The 18,115-nt window shown below is 68.1% G+C and carries 17 protein-coding genes; 6 read left to right on the top strand and 11 right to left on the bottom strand.

What is annotated here, in order from left to right; all coding sequences use genetic code 11:
- Positions 1-128 precede the first annotated feature (128 nt).
- Positions 129-1,532 (bottom strand): sensor histidine kinase, encoded by a 1,404-nt coding sequence (locus CFE50_RS21070; RefSeq protein ID WP_241809347.1) that lies wholly within the window; start codon positions 1,530-1,532, stop codon positions 129-131.
- Positions 1,525-2,196 carry a two-component system response regulator TctD gene (gene tctD, locus CFE50_RS21065; protein WP_007161984.1) on the bottom strand — a complete coding sequence of 224 codons (672 nt, stop codon included), beginning with the start codon at positions 2,194-2,196 and terminating at the stop codon, positions 1,525-1,527. Before tctD ends, CFE50_RS21070 begins: the two co-directional genes overlap by 8 nt.
- Before the next feature lie 330 nt (positions 2,197-2,526).
- Here tctD and CFE50_RS21060 point away from each other — a divergent pair, with 330 nt between their 5' ends.
- The 3 genes from CFE50_RS21060 to CFE50_RS21050 all read left to right on the top strand — a co-directional run bounded on the left by CFE50_RS21060 (position 2,527) and on the right by CFE50_RS21050 (position 5,662).
- Positions 2,527-3,507 (top strand): Bug family tripartite tricarboxylate transporter substrate binding protein, encoded by a 981-nt coding sequence (locus CFE50_RS21060; RefSeq protein ID WP_007161983.1) that lies wholly within the window; start codon positions 2,527-2,529, stop codon positions 3,505-3,507.
- A gap of 186 nt (positions 3,508-3,693) precedes the next feature.
- Positions 3,694-4,152 carry a tripartite tricarboxylate transporter TctB family protein gene (locus CFE50_RS21055; RefSeq protein ID WP_007161982.1) on the top strand — a complete coding sequence of 153 codons (459 nt, stop codon included), beginning with the start codon at positions 3,694-3,696 and terminating at the stop codon, positions 4,150-4,152.
- Between the two features lies 1 nt (position 4,153).
- Complete coding sequence (locus tag CFE50_RS21050; RefSeq protein ID WP_241809348.1) at positions 4,154-5,662, top strand: tripartite tricarboxylate transporter permease; 1,509 nt, start codon at positions 4,154-4,156, stop codon at positions 5,660-5,662.
- 55 nt (positions 5,663-5,717) lie between these two features.
- Here CFE50_RS21050 and CFE50_RS21045 read toward each other — a convergent pair whose 3' ends face one another.
- From CFE50_RS21045 to ppc, 7 genes are all read right to left on the bottom strand, one after another.
- The gene (locus CFE50_RS21045) at positions 5,718-6,500 is read right to left on the bottom strand and encodes a class I SAM-dependent methyltransferase (RefSeq protein WP_286737137.1); all 783 of its coding nucleotides are present in this window, start codon (positions 6,498-6,500) and stop codon (positions 5,718-5,720) included.
- Between the two features lie 31 nt (positions 6,501-6,531).
- On the bottom strand, positions 6,532-7,233 hold the full coding sequence (locus tag CFE50_RS21040) for an extensin-like domain-containing protein (protein ID WP_278443308.1): 702 nt from the start codon (positions 7,231-7,233) through the stop codon (positions 6,532-6,534).
- 108 nt (positions 7,234-7,341) lie between these two features.
- Positions 7,342-8,199 (bottom strand): DUF72 domain-containing protein, encoded by an 858-nt coding sequence (locus CFE50_RS21035; RefSeq protein ID WP_241809351.1) that lies wholly within the window; start codon positions 8,197-8,199, stop codon positions 7,342-7,344.
- The gene (locus CFE50_RS21030) at positions 8,199-8,558 is read right to left on the bottom strand and encodes a hypothetical protein (RefSeq protein WP_241809352.1); all 360 of its coding nucleotides are present in this window, start codon (positions 8,556-8,558) and stop codon (positions 8,199-8,201) included. Before CFE50_RS21030 ends, CFE50_RS21035 begins: the two co-directional genes overlap by 1 nt.
- 137 nt (positions 8,559-8,695) lie before the next feature.
- On the bottom strand, positions 8,696-9,379 hold the full coding sequence (gene tsaB, locus CFE50_RS21025; protein ID WP_286737136.1) for a tRNA (adenosine(37)-N6)-threonylcarbamoyltransferase complex dimerization subunit type 1 TsaB: 684 nt from the start codon (positions 9,377-9,379) through the stop codon (positions 8,696-8,698).
- Between the two features lie 137 nt (positions 9,380-9,516).
- On the bottom strand, positions 9,517-10,164 hold the full coding sequence (gene adk, locus CFE50_RS21020) for an adenylate kinase (RefSeq protein WP_007161975.1): 648 nt from the start codon (positions 10,162-10,164) through the stop codon (positions 9,517-9,519).
- A 190-nt stretch (positions 10,165-10,354) separates the two neighbouring features.
- The gene (ppc, locus tag CFE50_RS21015) at positions 10,355-12,991 is read right to left on the bottom strand and encodes a phosphoenolpyruvate carboxylase (RefSeq protein WP_286737135.1); all 2,637 of its coding nucleotides are present in this window, start codon (positions 12,989-12,991) and stop codon (positions 10,355-10,357) included.
- A 163-nt stretch (positions 12,992-13,154) separates the two neighbouring features.
- Here ppc and CFE50_RS21010 point away from each other — a divergent pair, with 163 nt between their 5' ends.
- The 3 genes from CFE50_RS21010 to lptF all read left to right on the top strand — a co-directional run bounded on the left by CFE50_RS21010 (position 13,155) and on the right by lptF (position 15,008).
- Entirely contained in the window at positions 13,155-13,490 is a 336-nt protein-coding gene (locus tag CFE50_RS21010; RefSeq protein WP_007161973.1) for a hypothetical protein, read from the top strand.
- Positions 13,491-13,757: 267 nt separating this feature from the next.
- The gene (locus CFE50_RS21005; protein ID WP_007161972.1) at positions 13,758-14,189 is read left to right on the top strand and encodes a DUF4398 domain-containing protein; all 432 of its coding nucleotides are present in this window, start codon (positions 13,758-13,760) and stop codon (positions 14,187-14,189) included.
- Positions 14,190-14,234: 45 nt separating this feature from the next.
- On the top strand, positions 14,235-15,008 hold the full coding sequence (gene lptF / locus CFE50_RS21000) for a lipotoxin F family OmpA-related lipoprotein LptF (protein WP_007161971.1): 774 nt from the start codon (positions 14,235-14,237) through the stop codon (positions 15,006-15,008).
- Between the two features lie 59 nt (positions 15,009-15,067).
- On the opposite strand, the gene CFE50_RS20995 is transcribed toward lptF, so the two are convergent.
- Both CFE50_RS20995 and hldE read right to left on the bottom strand, forming a co-directional pair.
- Positions 15,068-16,558 (bottom strand): helicase HerA-like domain-containing protein, encoded by a 1,491-nt coding sequence (locus tag CFE50_RS20995; protein WP_286737134.1) that lies wholly within the window; start codon positions 16,556-16,558, stop codon positions 15,068-15,070.
- Positions 16,559-16,607: 49 nt separating this feature from the next.
- Entirely contained in the window at positions 16,608-18,035 is a 1,428-nt protein-coding gene (hldE, locus tag CFE50_RS20990; protein ID WP_286737133.1) for a bifunctional D-glycero-beta-D-manno-heptose-7-phosphate kinase/D-glycero-beta-D-manno-heptose 1-phosphate adenylyltransferase HldE, read from the bottom strand.
- Between the last annotated feature and the right edge of the window lie 80 nt (positions 18,036-18,115).

Below are 18,115 nucleotides of genomic sequence, written 5' to 3'. Positions count from 1 at the left end.
GGCTCGACCTCGAGGGGTAAGACGGGCATGTTTATGCAGGTTCATCCGGGGCTCCTGGAAGGCTGTGTTGGTCGCGCTTCCAGAATTCCGGGAATGCCCCGGATGAACAACCTACTGAGAGATCACACCTAGGCTTCCTCGGCGGGAAATTCGACCCGTACCCTTAGCCCGCCGAGCGCGCCGTCCAGCAACTGGATGCGTGCCCGGTGGGCGGCGCAGATCTCACCGACAATGGCCAGTCCCAGACCGGCGCCCCCGGATTGCGGATCCAGGCGCTGAAAGCGCTCGAAGACCTTGGCCCGCGCATTGGCCGGAATGCCGGGACCGTCATCCTCGACTTCCAGCACCGCCGGGGCCAGCACCCGCACCACGATGTTGCCGCCTGACTGGCTATGGGCCAGGGCGTTTTCCACCAGATTGCAGAGCAGTTCGTTGAGCAGTGTCGGCTCGCCGATCACCGGCGCCTTGGCGAAGGGCTCGAAGGCCAGGGCGACGCCCTTGGCATGGGCCAGGGGTGCCAGCGCCATGGCCAGTTCCCTGGCCAGGTCGCTGAGCTCCAGGCGTTCGGCGCCACCTTCGGCGATGGCCTGGGCGCCGCTCTCGATCCGCGCCAGGGACAGCAGCTGGTTGGCCAGGCGCGCCAGGCGATCGGTACTGGCGCGGGTCTCCTCCAGGGTGGCGTACCAGGCCTGGGGCTCGCGTTCGCGCAGGCCCAGCTCGACCCGCGCCTTGATCGCCGCCAGCGGGGTGCGCAATTCGTGGGCGGCGTTGGCGATGAAGTCCGCCTGACGCTCGAACAGCCGCCGCAGGCGTAGGGTGAAGCCCTCCAGGGCATGCACCAGCGGCAGCAGCTCTTGGGGCGCCCGCACCTCGGGCAGCGGTCGCAGGTCGTCCACGCCCCGCTCTTCCACGGCCTGGCGCAGGCGCTCCAGGGGGCGCAGGGCGGCGCCGACCGCCATCCACACCAGCAGGATGGCACCCAGCCCCATGAGTCCCAGGCGGATCAGGGTGTCGGTGAGCAGGCTGCGGGCCACCTCCTCGCGGGCTTCGGCGGTCTCGGCGACGCGGATCTCGGCCATGCCGGTGAGATCCGGCTGGCTGACCGGCTGGGCCAGGCTGACCACCCGTACGTCCTTGCCGCGGTAGGTGCTGTTGTAGAAGCGGGCCAGGGCCGGATAGTCGCGGGTCAGAGGAGCGTCCGGTGGCGGTGGCGGAATTTCCTCGTAACCGGAGATCAGCCGGCCGCGGGTATCCAGCACCTGGTAGAAGATGCGCCCGACGTTGTCGTAGGCGAAGTTGTCCAGGGCGATGTAGGGCACATCGGCGCGCAGGGTGCCATTGGTGGCCGACAGGCCGGCGGCGATGGTGCGGGCCGAGGCCAGCAGCGTCCGGTCATAGGCCACGTCGGCTAGCCGCCGGCCATTGAGATAGGCCGCCAGGCTGCTGACCGCCAGGATCACCGCCAGGAGCACGGCCAGTCGCAGCAGCAGTCGCCCGCGCAGACTGCCGGCCGCCTTCGCCACCTCAGCCATGCTGCTCTTCCAGCAGATAGCCCAGGCCGCGGAAGGTGACGATGCGTACCGCGCCGGCTTCCAGCTTCTTGCGCAGGCGGTGCACATAGATCTCGATAGCCTCGGGACTGGCTTCCTCGTCCAGGCCGAAGACCTGGGCGGCCAGTTGCTCCTTGCTCATGACCCGTCCGGGGCGGGCGATGAGCGCGGCCAGCACGGCGTGCTCGCGCGAGGTGAGCGACAGCGCCTCCTCGCCCAGGGTGAAGCGCGAGGTGTTGAGATCATAGATCAGCGGGCCGCAGCGCTGCTGCCGATCGCCACCCAGCACGCTGCGGCGCAGCAGGGCCTTGACCCGGGCTTCCAGTTCGGTGAGTTCGAAGGGCTTGGCCAGGTAGTCGTCGGCGCCGAGGTTGAGCCCCTGCACCCGATCCTTGACCTCGCCACGCGCGGTCAGCATCAGCACCGGCAGGCGATCGCCGCGCTCGCGCAGGCGCGCCAGCACCTCGAAGCCATCCATGCGCGGCAGGCCGACGTCGAGGATGGCCAGGGCATAGCTTTCGCTCTGCAGGGCCAGGTCGGCGGCCACGCCATCGTTGAGCAGATCGACGTTGAGTCCGGCATTCTTGAGCGCCTGGGCGACGCTTTCGGCCAGTGGCGGATGATCTTCGACCAATAGGATGCGCACGCTGACAGCTCCCGCTCAAAAAATCCGAGTTTACCGGATAGCGGCCGGCTGGCCTGCAGCCGGCACCGCACTATCGCCGCCTTTCACACCTGAAAGGCTGTTGAAAGCTTGGCGGTCTAGAGTGAAAGGTAGCGGTCCCAGAACCGCATGATGCTTGCCCAAGCGCCACCCCTGGTTGGCCAACAACAATAACAAGCGGAACGACATCCATGCTCGCCCTCGCGCAGCTCCACGTGCTCCCGTACCCCCTCTCCGAACGATCGCCGCCCTGGCGAGCCTGAGCCGTGTCCGCCTGTCAGCTTCTGAAATAACAACAAAAGGAAGACTTCGATGAGCACCACCTTGCGTACCCTCACCCTGACCCTGGCCGCCTCCGTGCTGCTGTCCGCCCAGGCCATGGCCGAACCCAAGCGTCCCGAATGCATCGCCCCGGCCTCCCCGGGTGGCGGCTTCGACCTGACCTGCAAGCTGGCCCAGAGCGGCCTGGTGGAAGCCAAGCTGCTGGACAAGCCCATGCGCGTGACCTACATGCCCGGCGGCGTGGGCGCGGTGGCCTACAACACCGTGGTGGCCCAGCGGCCGGCGGATGGCGACACCATCGTCGCCTTCTCCAGCGGTTCGCTGCTGAACCTGGCGCAAGGCAAGTTCGGTCGCTTCGACGAGAAGGCCGTGCGCTGGCTGGCCGCAGTGGGGGCCAGCTACGGCGCCATCGCGGTCAAGGCCGATTCGCCCTACAAGACCCTGGGTGACCTGGTCGAGGCGCTGAAGAAGGACCCGAGCAAGGTGGTGATCGGCTCCGGCGGCACCGTGGGCAGCCAGGACTGGATGCAGACGGCGCTGATCGCCAAGGCCGCCGGCATCAATCCCAAGGACCTGCGCTACGTGGCCCTGGAAGGCGGCGGCGAGATCGCCACCGCGCTGCTGGGTGGCCACATCCAGGTCGGCAGCACCGACATCTCCGACTCCATGCCCCATGTCGAGGCCGGCAACATGCGCCTGCTGGCGGTCTTCGCCGAGCAGCGCTTCGACGAACCGGCGATGAAGGACATCCCCACCGCGCGCGAGCAGGGCTACGACATCGTCTGGCCGGTGGTCCGCGGCTTCTATGTCGGCCCGAAGGTCACCGACGAGCAGTACAACTGGTGGAAGACCAGCTTCGACAAGCTGCTGGCCTCCGACGACTTCGCCAAGCTGCGTGATCAGCGCGAACTCTTCCCCTTCGCCATGACCGGCTCCGAGCTGGACGCCTATGTGCAGAAGGAAGTGGCGCGCTACCGCGGCATGGCCAAGGAATTCGGCCTGATCCAGTAAGAGGCTGTTCACGATCCCGCGAGCTAGAGCCAAGCAAGGCGAAAGTGCCTGAGGAAGCGGAGTTTACAAATGGTAAATGAGCATTCCGAAGGTATTTTCAACGCAGCTTGGCCGACGCGCAGCCGATCGTGAAAAGACTCTGAGCCCCCGCCCCGGCGCCCCTAGGGCGCCTTCGAGGATGTCGACATGATCTTCCAACGCGCCTTCATGGCGGTCTGGCTGGTGGCCGGACTCGTCATGCTGTTCATCGCCCGGGATTACCAGGCGCCCTTTTCCTACGAGCCGGTCGGTCCGCGGGCCTATCCGATGCTGATGTTCGGGCTGATGAGCCTGGGTCTGGCCTATCTGATCATCCGCCCCACGCCGATCGGCGATGGCGAAGACCAGAAACCGCTGGACGCCTCCTCGCTGCGCAAGGTGGTGGCCTGCTGCGCCATCCTGTTGGGCTATGCCCTGACCTTCCAGCCGCTGGGCTTCCCCTTGAGCGCCTTCATCACCGCCACCCTCTGCGGTCTGCTCTACGGCGGTCGCCTGATGCCCTGCGCCCTGGTCAGCCTGCTGCTCGCCATCGGCCTCTATGTGCTGTTCGACCGGGTGATGGAAGTCCCCCTACCCCTTGGCGTGCTGGAATTCCTGGAGGGCTGACATGGATACCTTGAATTTTCTGATGCAGGGCTTCGGCGTCGCCATGACGCCAACCAACCTGATCGTGGCCCTCATCGGCACCCTGATCGGCACCGTGGTCGGGCTGCTGCCGGGTCTCGGACCGATCAACGGCATCGCCCTGCTGATCCCGGTGGCCTTCGCCCTGGGCCTGCCGCCGGAAACCTCGCTGATCCTGCTGGCGGCGGTCTATCTGGGCTGCGAATACGGCGGGCGGATCTCCTCGATCCTGCTGAACATCCCCGGCGAAGCCGCGACCATGATGACCTGTCTGGACGGCTATCCGCTGGCCCGCCAGGGCATGGCGGGCGTGGCCCTGTCGCTGTCGGCCTGGAGCTCCTTCATCGGCGCCTTCATCGCCACCTGCGGCATGGTGCTGTTCTCGCCGCTGCTGGCGAAATGGGCGATCGCCTTCGGTCCGGCGGAATACTTCGCGCTGATGGCCCTGGCCATCCTCAGCCTCTCCGGCATGGCCGCCGAGAAGCCGGTCAAGACCCTGGTCGCCGCCCTCTTCGGCCTGGCCATCGCTTCCGTGGGCATCGATGCCAACAGCGGCGTCTACCGCTTCACCTTCGACAACGTGCACCTGGCCGACGGCATCGACTTCGTGATCCTGGTGCTGGGTCTGTTCTCGGTGAGCGAACTGCTCCTGCTGCTGGAGCAGACCCATCATGGCCAGGTCGCGGTCAAGGCCACCGGGCGCATGCTGTTCAACGTGCGCGAAGCGCGCAGCGTGTTCATGGTCAACCTGCGCAGCTCGGTGAGCGGCTTCATCATCGGCGTGCTGCCGGGTGCCGGCGCGACCCTGGCCAGTGCCCTGGCCTACACCACCGAGAAGCGCATGGCCGGTGCCGATGGCAAGTTCGGCAAGGGTGACCTGCGCGGCCTGGCGGCGCCGGAAACCGCCATCGGCGCGGCGGTGTGCGGCAACATGATTCCCATGCTGACCCTGGGCATCCCCGGCTCGGGCACCACCGCGGTGATGATCGGCGCCCTGACCCTCTACAACATCACCCCCGGCCCGCTGCTGTTCCAGAACGAGCCGAATCTGGTGTGGGGTCTGATCGCCTCGCTGTTCATCGCCAACGTGATGCTGCTGATCCTCAACGTGCCCATGGTGAAGATGTTCACCAAAATCCTCGAGGTGCCGAACTGGTCGCTGGCCCCGGCCATCGCCATCATCACCGGCATCGGCGTCTATGCGGTGCACGCCACCACCTTCGACCTGGTGCTGATGGTCTGCGTAGGCATCTTCGGCTACATCATGCGCAAGCTGGACTTCCCGCTGTCGCCGCTGCTGCTGGGCTTCATCCTCGGCGAGCTGATGGAGACCAGCCTGAGACGCGCACTGTCGATCTCCAACGGCGACATGGGCATCCTCTGGCAGAGCGGTATCAGCCAGGCCATCTGGATCGTCTGCATCCTGATGGTGGCCCTGCCCTTCTACCGTGCCTGGCGCAAGCGTCGCGCGCCCAAGGCCGCGACCGTCTGAGGTCGGTGACACCCGCGCCCGCGGCCGGAGTCCTTCCGCCCGCGGGCTTTTTCGTTCAGGCGGACTTGAAGCTCTTCTTCGGATAGATGTCGTAGCGGCTGGACTTGCCCTCCAGCACATAGCCCGGCTTCACCCCCTCGATGGCCGGCGCCTTGCGCGGGCGCTTGACCACCACCCGGTGACTGGCGCGGGCCAGGGCCGCGGCCAGCAGCGCAGGGGCGTCCAGGTCGTCGCCCACCAGCGGCCGGAACAGGCGCATCTCCTTCTTCACCAGGGCGCTCTTGTCGCGGTGCGGGAACATGGGATCCAGGTAGATCACCTCGGGCGCCTCGCCCTCCCCGCGCTGCAGGTAGGCGGTGGAGTCGGCCTGCACCAGGGTCATCAGGGCGGCGATGGCGGCCGCCTCGTGATCCCGCGCGGCGCGGGCAAGGCCGTCTTCGAGCAGGGCAGCGATCAGCGGCTGGCGCTCGACCAGCGTCACCGCACAGCCCAGGGTGGCCAGCACGAAGGCGTCGCGCCCCAGACCCGCGGTGGCATCGAGGATGCGCGGGCGCACCCCCGGGCCGATCCCGACCGCCTTGGCGATCATCTGGCCGGCGCCGCCGCCGAACTTGCGCCGGTGCGCCGCCGCGCCCTCGACGAAATCCACCCGCACCGGACCCGGCGCCTCCGGGCCGCGCTGCACCAGTTGCAGGCCCTGGGCGCCCACCTGCAGGGCGAATTCCTCGGAGGTGGCGCTGCCCAGGGGCAGGCCCAGGCGCGCGGCCCAGGCCGCGGCGGCCTCGGTGAAGGCGGGTTCCAGGGCTTCGACGATAAGCGCGGGGTGGGCGGTGGACATGGGCGACTCGCAGGCGAAAAGACCCGTCATTCTACCGGCAGACGCGAAAGCCACCCATGTCGACATGGAAATGATCGCGGTGCGCCGCGTTGTAGTCCGGTCCCAGGGTGGTATTGAAGGATCGGCAGGCCCCGTCGCGCACCAGCCGCAGGAAGCGTTGGGCCTGGGGATCGCCGGTCCAGTCCCGGGCCACGCTGATGCGCCGACCGTCGGCCAGGCGCAACCCGGCGATGTCCAGGGCATTGGCGGTGGCGTGCTGACTGCGCCGACCGCTGGCGCGGCCATAGATGTTGCGGCAGGCGAAGCTGCCATAGTGCTCCACCTCGGCCACCCGCTGGCCATAGACGGCTTCGGCCGCCGGCTGCAGCGCCTGTCGCTCGAACAGCGCGAAGCTCACCGCCAGGGGACAGCTGGCGAGAAAGCTGCCGCTGAGTCTTACCCCTTCACCGCGCTGGATGCGCACGGCCCGCTCCAGCGGGCAGTCGGCCGACCCGGCATTGCCGCGCAATTCCCGATAGTTGAGCGCCGAGGTGGCCAGGGACGCCGCGCAATAGCTGGCATCGGCCTGCAGGCGCCAGAGCTTGAGGCGGGTGACGGCATTGGTGGGGGCCTGGATATCCAGCGGCGCCCAGGGGTTGTAGGCGGGCGGAATGCGCAGCCAGCCCTGGTCGAAGGCGGTGTGCAGACCGCCGTAGAGCAGGATGACGAGACCGAGCAGGTGTCTGGCTTTCATGCGGCGCGCCGAAGGGGATTCACGAGGCGGTAGACCTCATCTGACCGGAGCGAGCCGCGGGAATGCCGGTGAAAACGTCGCCAAACGTATCGCGACAACCGGCGCGGGCTAGAGCAGGCCGAGTTGTTCGGTGTCGGCGGTACTCAGCTCGGGCAGCGCCGGCAGACCGGGCAGGCGTTCGCGCAGCTGGGCGTGGAATCTCAGGGCCAGCTCGGGGGCCTGGCGATTGTCCGGGGTGTGCAGGAAGACATAGGGCACCTTGCCCGCTTCGATCCAGTCGGCCACCCGGGTGACCCACTTGGCCAGGTAGTAGTCGTTGGCGGCCAATTCCAGGCGGCCGATGAAGCGCACCTGGGGATGCTCGCTGAACGCCAGGGCGCGAGCCGGAACCCGCGGCTTCTTGGCCTGGGCCAGGCGCACGGCCGGCTCACTCGGATCGGCGCTGAACAGGGCCGCGGAATCCAGGCCGACGCGCTCCACGCCCAGGTCCATGAGCAGGCGGTTCAGGGCCCGCTCGGACTCGCCCTTGTCGAAAAAGGCCAGGTGCCGGACCTCCACCGCCAGGGCGCAACGCGGCGCCATGGCCGAGAGAAAGACCTGCAGTTCCCTGAGCCGATCGGGCCCGAAGCCCGCTGGCAGTTGCAGCCACAGCGGGCTGGCCCGTTCGCCCAGGGGCGCCAGCAGCTCGAGAAAGGTACGGGCACTGGCGAGTTGCACCCGCAGATCCTCGGCATGGCTGATGTCGCGGGGAAACTTGGCGCAGAAGCGAAAGCCGGCCGGCATCAATTCGGCCCAGCGGCGGATGGTGTCCGCCGCGGGCCAGGCGTAGAAGGTGGTGTTGCCTTCCACGGCGTTGAACACCTGGGCATAGCGCGGCAGGAAATCACCCGGACGCAAGCCGTGGTAGAGGCTCTCGCGCCAGGCGTTGTCGTTCCAGGAGGGGCAGCCGAGATAGTACGGCAGCATCAGGCGTAGAGGTCGAGACCCACGACGCTGGAGGAGCCGTCCGGCTCGGCGCCGAAGGCGGCGGTGCTGCCGTAGCTGGCCAGGGCCTGCTGGGCACGGGCAGTGAGCTGACTGGCGAAGCGCCCTTCGCGCTCGCTGAGCACCAGGCCGTTACCGTTGCCATTGCCGGCATCGGTCGCCGCAGCCGCTTCCACACGGCGTAGGGGTGCGACGTCGGGCCGGGGATTGCCGGCGGCCTCCCGGGCGATGGCATTCTGACGGGCGTCCTCATCCTTCGCCACCTCGCGTACGGGCGTGACCGCGCGCGAGGAACGATTCAGGGGATAAGCAGAGGAGGAATAGCCGCTGTCAATGCGCATGGCAGGTCCCGAACGGATGGCACTACTCTAAGTAGGGTCGAAAGCTACGACAATCAAGGGTCGGACGCCCGTCGCGACCGGCGGACGAGCGGCATCTACAGCTTGGACGTCAGACTATTACGCGCGGTTTCCTGCCGTCAGACCGACTGCTTGGGAGTGGCGACCCGATCACGCAGATAAACGGGTTGCGCCGCTTCGGACTCGGCCGACACGGCTTCGCCGCGCTGCCAGGCGGTGGCCGCCAGAACCGCCAGGTCCTGGGCATGGGGCAACAGGCTGGCATCCTGCTCGATCAGCGGCACGGCCATGCGGCCGACGTAGCCCCAGCCGGTGCCGGCACCGAACCAGTCGCCGGTGGCGGCGGTCGGCAGGGCAATGGCTTCGGGCGCCAGCACGGCTTCCGCCCCCGCCAGCACCATGGCCGCGCCGTCGAGGCGATAGCAGCCCCAGTAGACCTCGTCCATGCGCGCGTCGATGGCCGCAGCCACCTGGGTCACGCCGCGCTCGCGCCAGGCGCGCTGGGCGATGATCGCCAGATTCGATACCGGCAGCACCGGCCGGTCCAGGCCGAAGGCCAGGCCCTGCACCACGCCGATGGCGATGCGCACGCCGGTGAAGGCGCCGGGACCGCGCCCGAAGGCGATGGCGTCCACCTGCGCCAGACTCAGACCGGTCTCGGCCAGCAGCTCCTGCACCATGGGCAAGACCCGCTGGGCATGCAGGCGCGGCGCGATCTCGTAGCGATGGATGATCTCGTCGCCCAGATGCAAGGCGACCGAGCAGGCTTCGGTGGCGGTGTCGAGGGCGAGCAGGATGGACATGAGGCAGATCCGCAACTGGGAAAAGGGCTGCGCATTCTAGAGGAAGACGGGTCGCGAGGGGACCCGCCCATCGGTCGCGACGCCAGGACGGCGCCTTGACCGGACCGCCTGCAGGCACAGGCGGCCATGACCGGCGTTTAGTTCAGCGCCTGCAGCACCTTGGCGGTGATGGCGTCCACCGAACCCACGCCCTCGATGCGGCTGCACTTCGGCGTGCCCTGGGCGGCGCCCAGCTTCTGGTAGAAGTCCACCAGCGGCTTGGTCTGGGAATGATAGAGATCCAGACGCTTGCGAATGGTGGCTTCGCGGTCGTCTTCGCGCTGTACCAGCGGCTCGCCGGTCAGGTCGTCGGTGTCGGCGACCTTCGGCGGATTGTGCTCGATGTGATAGACGCGACCCGAACCCGGGTGCACGCGGCGACCGGACAGGCGCTGGACGATTTCTTCGTCATCCACGGCGATTTCCAGCACGTGGTCGATCTTGACGCCAGCGGCTTCGAGGGCCTCGGCCTGGGGAATGGTGCGCGGGAAGCCGTCGAACAGGAAACCCTTGGCGCAATCGGCGTCGAGGATACGCTCGCTGATCAGGGCGATGATGATCTCGTCGGAGACCAGGCCACCGTTGTCCATGATGTCCTTGACCTGCAGGCCCAGGGGCGTGCCGGCCTTGACCGCGGCCCGCAGCATGTCGCCGGTGGAAACCTGCGGAATGCCGAATTTCTCAGTGATGAACCGGGCCTGAGTACCTTTGCCGGCACCGGGCGCTCCCAGCAGGATTACGCGCATCTGTTGCTCCTTAGAATGGTCTCGGACTGGCAGCCCGCGCAGGGCGCTGTCGCGATGATTGTTGTCGACGACACGAGACGGCCAAAGGGACCAACCATACACAGCGCCCCCTGGCCGCACAAGTTACCAAGCGTCGCAGGTGCCGGGCCCGTCCAGACGACCCCGGGCGCCGGCAAAAGCGACAGTCTGTTCAACCGGTATTGCGCAGTCCCGCGGCGATCCCGGCCACGCTCACCAGCAGGGCCTGATCGAGCGCCGCCGGCTGGCTTTCGCCGGCCGCCCGCGCCCGGGCCAGCAACTCGATCTGCAGGAGGTGCAGCGGATCGAGATAGGTGTTGCGCACGGCGATGAACACCAGGGTTTCCGGATGGTGTTCGAGCAATTCGCCCTGCCCGGTCAGGCGCAGCACCGCCACGCCCGCCTGGTGCAGCCGCTCGCGCAGCTGGCTGCCGAGCACCTGCAGGTCGGCCTCCACCAGGCGCTGGTCGTAGAGCCGCGCCAGTTCGGCCTCGGCCTTGGCCAGCACCATCTCCAGCATGTCGATGCGGGTCTGGAAGAACGGCCAGCGCTCGCGCATCTCGCGCAGCAGCGGCGACTCGCCCCGGCGCTCGGCTTCTTCCAGGGCCCTTTCCCAGCCGAGCCAGGCCGGCAGCATCAGCCGCGTCTGGGTCCAGGCGAAGATCCAGGGGATGGCCCTGAGGCTTTCCACGCCGCCTTCGCGGCGCTTGGCCGGGCGACTGCCCAGGGGCAGCCGGCCCAGCTCCTGCTCGGGGGTGGCCTGGCGGAAATAGCTGACGAAGTGCGGGTCTTCGCGCACCACGCCGCGATAGGCCTGCAGGCTGTCGCGGGCCAGGCGATCCATCTGCTCGCGCCAGGCCGGCTCCGGCGCGGGCGGCGGCAACAGGGTGGCTTCCAGCACGGCGCCCAGGTACAGCGCCAGATTCTGCTCGGCGATGGCCGGCTGGCCGAACTTGAAGCGGATCATCTCGCCCTGCTCGGTGGTGCGGAAGCGCCCGGCCACCGAGCCCGGCGGTTGCGAGAGGATGGCCGCGTGGGCCGGACCACCGCCCCGCCCCACGGTGCCGCCGCGGCCATGGAACAGCAGCAGCTCCACGCCACGACTGGCGCAGATGTCCACCAGGGCTTCCTGGGCACGGTACTGGGCCCAGGCCGCCGCCAGGGTGCCGGCGTCCTTGGCCGAATCGGAATAGCCGATCATGACCTCCTGGGGACCGGCCAGGCGCGCGCGGTAGTCGGGCAGATCGAGCAGGCTGGCGATGGCGCTGCCGGCATGATCCAGGTCGTCGAGGGTCTCGAACAGCGGCACCACCCGCATCGGCTGGCGTACCCCGCACTCGCGCAGCAGCAACTGCACGGCGAGCACGTCGGACGCCGCGCCGGCCATGGAGATGACATAGGAGCCCAGGGCATCGGGCGGCGAGGCGGCGATCACGCGGCAGGTGGCGAGCACCTCCTGGGTATCGGCCTCCAGCTCGGCGTCCAGCGGCAGCAGGGGACGTCGGCTGCCGAGCTCGCCACGCAGGAATTCCAGGCGCTGCGCCTCGCTCCAGGCGGCGTAGTCGCCCAGGTCGAGATAGCGGCAGATATCGGCCAGGGCCGCGGCATGGCGCGCGGCGTCCTGGCGGATGTCCAGGCGCACCAGATAGAGCCCGAAGGTACGGGCCCGGCGCAGGGTATCGAGCAGGGAGCCGTCGGCGATGACGCTCAGGCCGCAATGCTGCAGGGAGTCGTAGCACAGCTGCAGCGGGGCGATCAGCTCGGCGTTGTCGCTGAGGATATGCCGGGCGCCGGCATGGGGATCGGTGATGGCATGGGCCGCCCAGCTGCGAGTGATCTGCAGCCGCTCGCGCAGCACCTTGAGCACCTTGCGATAGGGTTCCGGGTGATCGCCGGCCTGCTCGCGCAGGGCCGGACTCGCCGCCTGCATGGACAGCTCCGCGGCCAGCCGGTCGACATCGCGCAGATAGAGATCGGCGGCCATCCAGCGCGCCAGCAGCAGCACCTCGCGGGTGATGGCGGCGGTGACGTTGGGATTGCCATCGCGGTCGCCGCCCATCCAGGAGGAGAAGCGCACCGGCGCCGCGGTCAGCGGCAGGCGCTGGCCGGTGCGTTCCTGCAGGCAGTCGTCCAGCTTGCGCAGCAGGCTGGGGATCGCCTGCCACAGCGAATTCTCGATCACCGCGAAGCCCCACTTGGCTTCGTCCACCGGCGTCGGCCGCTGACGGCGGATCTCCTCGGTGTGCCAGGCCTCGGCGATCAGCCGGCGCAGTCGCGCCTCGATGGCGGCCACCTCGGCGGAGGTCAGGTCGCGATGATCGAGGGCCGCCAGCTGCGCGCTGATCTCGTCGTATTTCTGGATCAGGGTTCGCCGCGAGACCTCGGTGGGGTGGGCGGTCAGCACCAGATCGATGTCCAGCGCCGCCACCCGCTCGGCCAGCTCGCTACCCGCGTGACCGGCCGCGCCCAGGCGCTCCAGCAATTCCGGCAGTACCTGCTGCTCGAAGGGCGGCGGCTCGTCTTCGGTGCGGCGTCTGACCCGGTGATACTCCTCGGCGATGTTGGCGAGGTTGAGAAAGTGACTGAAGGCCCGCGCCACCGGCAGCAGTTCGTCTTCGGCCAGGGTATCCAGGGTGTCGCCCAGTTGGCGGGCACCCTCCGCGGAGCCGCCACGGGCGGCCTTGGCGCCCTTGCGGATCCGCTCGATCTTGTCGAGAAAGGCCGCGCCATGCTGGTCGGCAATGGTCTGCCCCAGGAGCTCACCCAGCAAACGCACCTGCTCGCGCAGGCGAACATCGATTTCCACCATCTCGTGCTCCTCGAAAGTACCGGTTCGGACCTCACGGCAACCGCTGCGGTCTAGCGCAGAGGACAGCACCCTGCTGTCACGGTTGCAAGCCCCGGCTGTTGCAGGGTGCCCAGCCGAGCTCGACCTGAATATCCGACCTTTGCCTAAGCCACGGGAGATGCCCATGAAGATTCGCGAACTCGCTCACCAATGGGAGCAGCAGGCCACCACCTCCAGCACCACCCGCCGCTACCACCTCGACCTGGAGCTGGAGACCGCGGCCCGTCTCGAGGCCCTCTGCGAACTCTATCCCCAGCGCACGCCCGAGGCCCTGCTCGGTGAATTGCTGGCAGCCGCCTTCGAAGAGCTGGAGGCCAGCTTTCCCTATGTGCAGGGCGAGGACGTGGTGGCCACCGACGAGCTTGGCGATCCCCTCTACGCCGATGCCGGTACGACCCCGCGCTTTCTCGAATTGGCGCGCAAGCACCTGCATCGCCTGCAGTCCGAAACGCCAGACTAGCCGCCGACCTGCACCTTTACCTACAGCGCTACCGCTCTGCCAAGGGCCTCCGCGTCCTGGCGAAATTCGATAGCCAGTGAACATTTTTGTCGGATGAGCGGTCACAGAGTCAGACCGCAGCGCTGGACGAGGGCTGGTAGTCAGCACCCGCCTCGGGCCTCTCAGGGCCGCGCCGGGCTTGTTTCCACATGCGGCTTTACATGACCAGGCGCCCGCCCTGCCCGTGCCGGCGGCGCGCTTTTCGGATCAACAACGGAGCTTGAATCCATGAAGAGTGCCACTGCCCAAAAGTCCCTTTCCAAAGCCTGCACCCTGAAACTGGCAGCCCTCGCCCTGGGCAGCTCGCTGTTGCTGGCCGGTTGCGCCGGCAATCCGCCGACCGCGCAGATGGCCGTGACCCAGTCCGCCGTCAACGAGGCCGTGAGCTCCGGTGGCAACCAGTTCGCGCCCATCGAGACCAAGTCGGCCCAGGACAAGTGGACCCAGGCCCAGACCGCCCTCTCCAACGAGAAGTACGACGAAGCCAAGCAACTGGCCGAGCAGGCCGAGTGGGATGCCCGTCTGGCCACCCGCAAGACCCAGGCGGCCAAGGCCGATGCCGCGCTCAAAGATGCCCAGAACAGCATCCAGCAGATCCGTGAGGAAGGTCAGATCAACCTGCAGCTCCAGCAGAACCTGCAGAAAAAGGTCCAGCAGTAAGCGACCGCCCCTTTCCTCTCTTCACGAATTAAAAGGACGACCATCATGCGTAAACACATTCTGATCCCTGCCGTGTCGCTGCTCAGCCTGGCCCTGGCCGCGTGCTCCACGCCGCCCAACCCCAACCTGGAAAAGGCCAAGTCCGACTACTCCGCCCTGGAATCCCAGCCGCAGGCCGCCCAGCTGGCCGCCCTGGAGACCAAGGACGCCGGTACCTGGCTGCAGAAGACCGAGAAGGCCTACAAGGACGGTGAAAACGAGAAGACCGTCGACCAGCTGGCCTACCTGACCAACCAGCGCATCCAGACGGCCATGCAGACCATCAAGCTGCGCATGACCGAAGCCCAGATGCAGGGCGTCGATGCCGAGCGCACCCAGGCCCGCCTGGACGCCCGTACCGCACAGCTCAAGCAGCTGCAGGACGCCCTGCAGGCCAAGCAGACCGAGCGTGGCACCGTGGTGACCTTTGGCAACGTGCTGTTCGACTTCAACAAGGCCGAACTCAAGCCCCAGGGCTATGCCAACGCCCAGAAGCTGGCCGATTACCTGAAGCAGAATCCCGAGCGCAAGGTGATCGTCGAGGGCTACACCGACAGCGTCGGCAGCGACTCCTACAACCAGCAGCTGTCCGAGCGTCGCGCCCAGGCCATCCAGACCGCCCTGGTCAGCGCCGGCGTCGAGCCGAGCCGCATCCAGGCCCGTGGCTATGGCAAGAACTTCCCGGTGGCCAGCAACAGCAACGCCTCCGACCGCGCCCTGAACCGTCGCGTGGAAGTGACCATCTCCAACGACGCCAACCCCGTCGCCCCGCGCATGTAACGCCTGCGTGAAGCTAGCAGACCCCGCCCAGGCGGGGTCTTTTTTTGCCGGCGGATCGGCTAGCGGCGCTTGCCACCCAGCAGGGAGCCGAGCAGTCCCCGGACCAGCTGCCGCCCGAGCTGATTGGCCGCCTGGCGCGCCGCGCTCCTGAGCGCATTGCCCGCGAGTTCGCCCACCAGATCGCCGAGGGCACCGCCCTGCCCGGCCTGGGTCTTTTCCGCTGCCGGCGCCTGCGCCGGGACCCGCTCGGCCTGTCGATCCCGCAGGATCTCGTAGGCCGATTCGCGATCCACCGCCCGGTCATAGCGACCCGCCTGGGGCGACTGACGGATCAGCGTCTGGCGCTCGGCTTCGCTCAGCGGGCCGACCCGGGATTGCGGCGGGGCGATGGCCACGCGCTGGACCATCGCCGGCGTGCCCTTGTCTTCCAGGCTACCCACCAGGGCCTCGCCAATGCCCAGCTCGGTCAGCACCGCCAGGCTGTCGAAGGCCGGATTGGGGCGGAAGCCGTCGGCCACCGCGCGCAGCGCCTTCTGCTCCCGGGCGGTGAAGGCGCGCAGGCCGTGCTGGATGCGCAAGCCGAGTTGGGCCAGGATGGTATCCGGCAGATCGGCGGGGGACTGGGTGACGAAATAGACGCCGACGCCCTTGGAACGGATCAGCCGCACCACCTGCTCCAGGCGCTCGCGCAGGGCCTTGGGGGTGTCGCCAAACAGCAGGTGGGCCTCGTCGAAAAACAGCGCCAGCACCGGCTTATCGGCATCGCCGCGCTCGGGCAGCTGTTCGAACAGCTCGGCCAGCAGCCAGATCAGAAAGGTGGCGTAGACCTTGGGCGCCTCGTGCACCAGGCGGCTGGCGTCGAGCAGATGGATGCGTCCACGGCCGTCGGCCTCGGGGCGCAGCACGTCTTCCAGTTGCAGGGCCGGCTCGCCGAAGAAGGCCTCGGCGCCCTGCTGCTCCAAGGTCGCCAGCCTGCGCAGCAGCGCCTGGGCCGAGGCGCCGGTGAACAGGGCACGGTCCTCGCCCAGGGCGTCGGGCTGCTCGCGCAGGTGATTGAGGACCGCCTTGAGGTCCTTGAGATCGAGCAGCAGCAGGCCTTCGCGATCGGCCACCTTGAAGGCGGCGTGCAAGGCGGCCTGCTGGCTGTCGGTCAGCTCCAGCAGATTGCCCAGCAGCAGCGGGCCCATCTCGCTCAGGGTGGTGCGCAGCGGGTGACCGCTCCGGCCGTCGACGTCCCAGAGGGTGACCGGATAGGCCTGCGGCTGGTGCGGCAGGCCCTGGGCGGCGATGCGCTCGGCCAGCTTGCCCTGGGGCGCGCCGGCCGCGCCGAGGCCGCAGAGATCGCCCTTGATGTCGGCGGCGAAGACGGCGACGCCGGCATCGCTGAAGGCTTCGGCGAGGCGCTGCAGGGTCACGGTCTTGCCGGTGCCCGTGGCGCCGGCGATCAGGCCGTGGCGGTTGGCCAGCTTGAGTGGATGGCCGAGCGGTTGACCTGCGCTCTGGTCATTGGAAACGGCAGTACCCAGGATCAGCAGGGGCGTCGAGGACATGGCGCAGCTCCGTAGCGGTTCTGCGCCAGCTTAACCCGAGCGTCCGGACTCAGGTACGGTTGCGAATGCGCTCGACGATGGCGGTAGTGGAGCTGTTCTCCACCAGGCCGAGGATGCGCACCTCGCCGCCGTAGCCCTGCACGATCTGGGCGCCGACCACCTCGTCCACGCTCTTGTAGTCGCCGCCCTTGACCAGCACGTCCGGGCGCACCTGCTCCAGCAGGCGCTCCGGGGTGTTCTCGCTGAAGGGGATGACCCAGTCCACCGCGCCGAGGCCGGCCAGCACCGCCATGCGCCGGTCGACGCTGTTGATCGGTCGACCGGGGCCTTTCAGCCGGGTCACCGAGGCGTCGTCATTGACCGCCACGATCAGCCGATCGCCCTGGGCGCGTGCCTGTTCCAGGTAGGTCACGTGACCGGCGTGGAGGATGTCGAAGCAGCCGTTGGTGAAGACGATCTTCTCGCCATGGGCGCGGGCGTCCTCGATGGCCAGCTGCAGTTGCTCGAGGGATAGGACGCCACGCTCGGAGCCTTCCGAACGCTGCACCGCGCGCCGCAGCTCAGGGGCGCTGATGGCGGCGGTGCCCAGCTTGCCGACCACGATACCGGCGGCCAGATTGGCCAGGCCCACGGCCTGGGGCAGGTCCTCGCCGGCGGCCAGGGCGGCGGCCAGGGTGGAGATCACGGTGTCGCCGGCGCCGGTGACGTCGAACACCTCGCGGGCCCGGGCCGGCAGGTGCAGGGCCGGCTGGGCGGGTCGCAGCAGGGTCATGCCGTGCTCGCCACGGGTCACCAGCAGGGCGCCGAGGTCCAGGCGCGCCATCAGCTCGTTGCCCTTGGCGACCAGTTCGGCGTCGTCGGCGCAGACGCCGACGATGGCTTCGAATTCGGACAGATTCGGCGTGATCAGGCTGGCGCCACGATAGATGGAGAAATCCTTGCCCTTGGGATCGGCCAGCACCGGGATGTTGCGCGCCTTGGCCAGCTGGATCAGCGCCTGGTGATTCTTCAGGGCGCCCTTGCCGTAGTCGGACAGTACCAGCACCTTGACCCCGGCCAGCATGGCGGCGGTGTCCGAGGCCAGCGCCTGGGGATCGGTGTCGAAGGGCTCTTCGAAGTCGACGCGGATCAACTGCTGGTGGCGACTCATGATGCGCAGCTTGACGATGGTCGGCTGCTGGGCGATGCGCTGGAAGCGCACCTGCACGTGGGCGGCTCTCAGGCTGTCGGTGAGGGCATCGGCGGCTTCGTCCTGGCCGGTGACGCCGACCAGATAGGCCGGCGCGCCCAGGGCTGCGATGTTGAGGGCGACGTTGGCCGCGCCACCGGGACGATCCTCGTGCTGGTCGACGCGGACCACGGGCACCGGCGCCTCGGGCGAGATCCGCGAGGTGGTGCCGTGCCAGTAGCGGTCGAGCATCACGTCGCCAACCACCAGGACCGGCGCGAGATCGAAGCGAGGCATGGTCAGCTTCATAGGGACAGGCTCCAAAGCGCGAAAATGGCGGCGATCATAGCATAGGGGCCAAGGCGCCCCGGAAGCGCCTGCCGGCGGGA

This window comes from Pseudomonas sp. PGPPP4, from assembly GCF_002256045.1.
In the GTDB taxonomy this organism is placed as follows: domain Bacteria; phylum Pseudomonadota; class Gammaproteobacteria; order Pseudomonadales; family Pseudomonadaceae; genus Chryseomonas; species Chryseomonas oryzihabitans.
The sequence above is the reverse complement of the archived record's forward strand: the minus strand, read 5'-3'. Positions and strand labels throughout refer to the sequence as shown.

Excerpts from the sequence above, each read along its gene's own strand:
- CFE50_RS21070 (WP_241809347.1), bottom strand. The coding sequence starts at position 1,532 with ATGGCTGAGGTGGCGAAGGCGGCCGGCAGTCTGCGCGGGCGACTGCTG.
- CFE50_RS21060 (WP_007161983.1), top strand. The coding sequence starts at position 2,527 with ATGAGCACCACCTTGCGTACCCTCACCCTGACCCTGGCCGCCTCCGTG.
- CFE50_RS21055 (WP_007161982.1), top strand. The coding sequence starts at position 3,694 with ATGATCTTCCAACGCGCCTTCATGGCGGTCTGGCTGGTGGCCGGACTC.
- CFE50_RS21050 (WP_241809348.1), top strand. The coding sequence starts at position 4,154 with ATGGATACCTTGAATTTTCTGATGCAGGGCTTCGGCGTCGCCATGACG.
- CFE50_RS21045 (WP_286737137.1), bottom strand. The coding sequence starts at position 6,500 with ATGTCCACCGCCCACCCCGCGCTTATCGTCGAAGCCCTGGAACCCGCC.
- CFE50_RS21040 (WP_278443308.1), bottom strand. The coding sequence starts at position 7,233 with ATGAAAGCCAGACACCTGCTCGGTCTCGTCATCCTGCTCTACGGCGGT.
- CFE50_RS21035 (WP_241809351.1), bottom strand. The coding sequence starts at position 8,199 with ATGCTGCCGTACTATCTCGGCTGCCCCTCCTGGAACGACAACGCCTGG.
- CFE50_RS21030 (WP_241809352.1), bottom strand. The coding sequence starts at position 8,558 with ATGCGCATTGACAGCGGCTATTCCTCCTCTGCTTATCCCCTGAATCGT.
- tsaB (WP_286737136.1), bottom strand. The coding sequence starts at position 9,379 with ATGTCCATCCTGCTCGCCCTCGACACCGCCACCGAAGCCTGCTCGGTC.
- adk (WP_007161975.1), bottom strand. The coding sequence starts at position 10,164 with ATGCGCGTAATCCTGCTGGGAGCGCCCGGTGCCGGCAAAGGTACTCAG.
- ppc (WP_286737135.1), bottom strand. The coding sequence starts at position 12,991 with ATGGTGGAAATCGATGTTCGCCTGCGCGAGCAGGTGCGTTTGCTGGGT.
- CFE50_RS21010 (WP_007161973.1), top strand. The coding sequence starts at position 13,155 with ATGAAGATTCGCGAACTCGCTCACCAATGGGAGCAGCAGGCCACCACC.
- CFE50_RS21005 (WP_007161972.1), top strand. The coding sequence starts at position 13,758 with ATGAAGAGTGCCACTGCCCAAAAGTCCCTTTCCAAAGCCTGCACCCTG.
- lptF (WP_007161971.1), top strand. The coding sequence starts at position 14,235 with ATGCGTAAACACATTCTGATCCCTGCCGTGTCGCTGCTCAGCCTGGCC.
- CFE50_RS20995 (WP_286737134.1), bottom strand. The coding sequence starts at position 16,558 with ATGTCCTCGACGCCCCTGCTGATCCTGGGTACTGCCGTTTCCAATGAC.
- hldE (WP_286737133.1), bottom strand. The coding sequence starts at position 18,035 with ATGAAGCTGACCATGCCTCGCTTCGATCTCGCGCCGGTCCTGGTGGTT.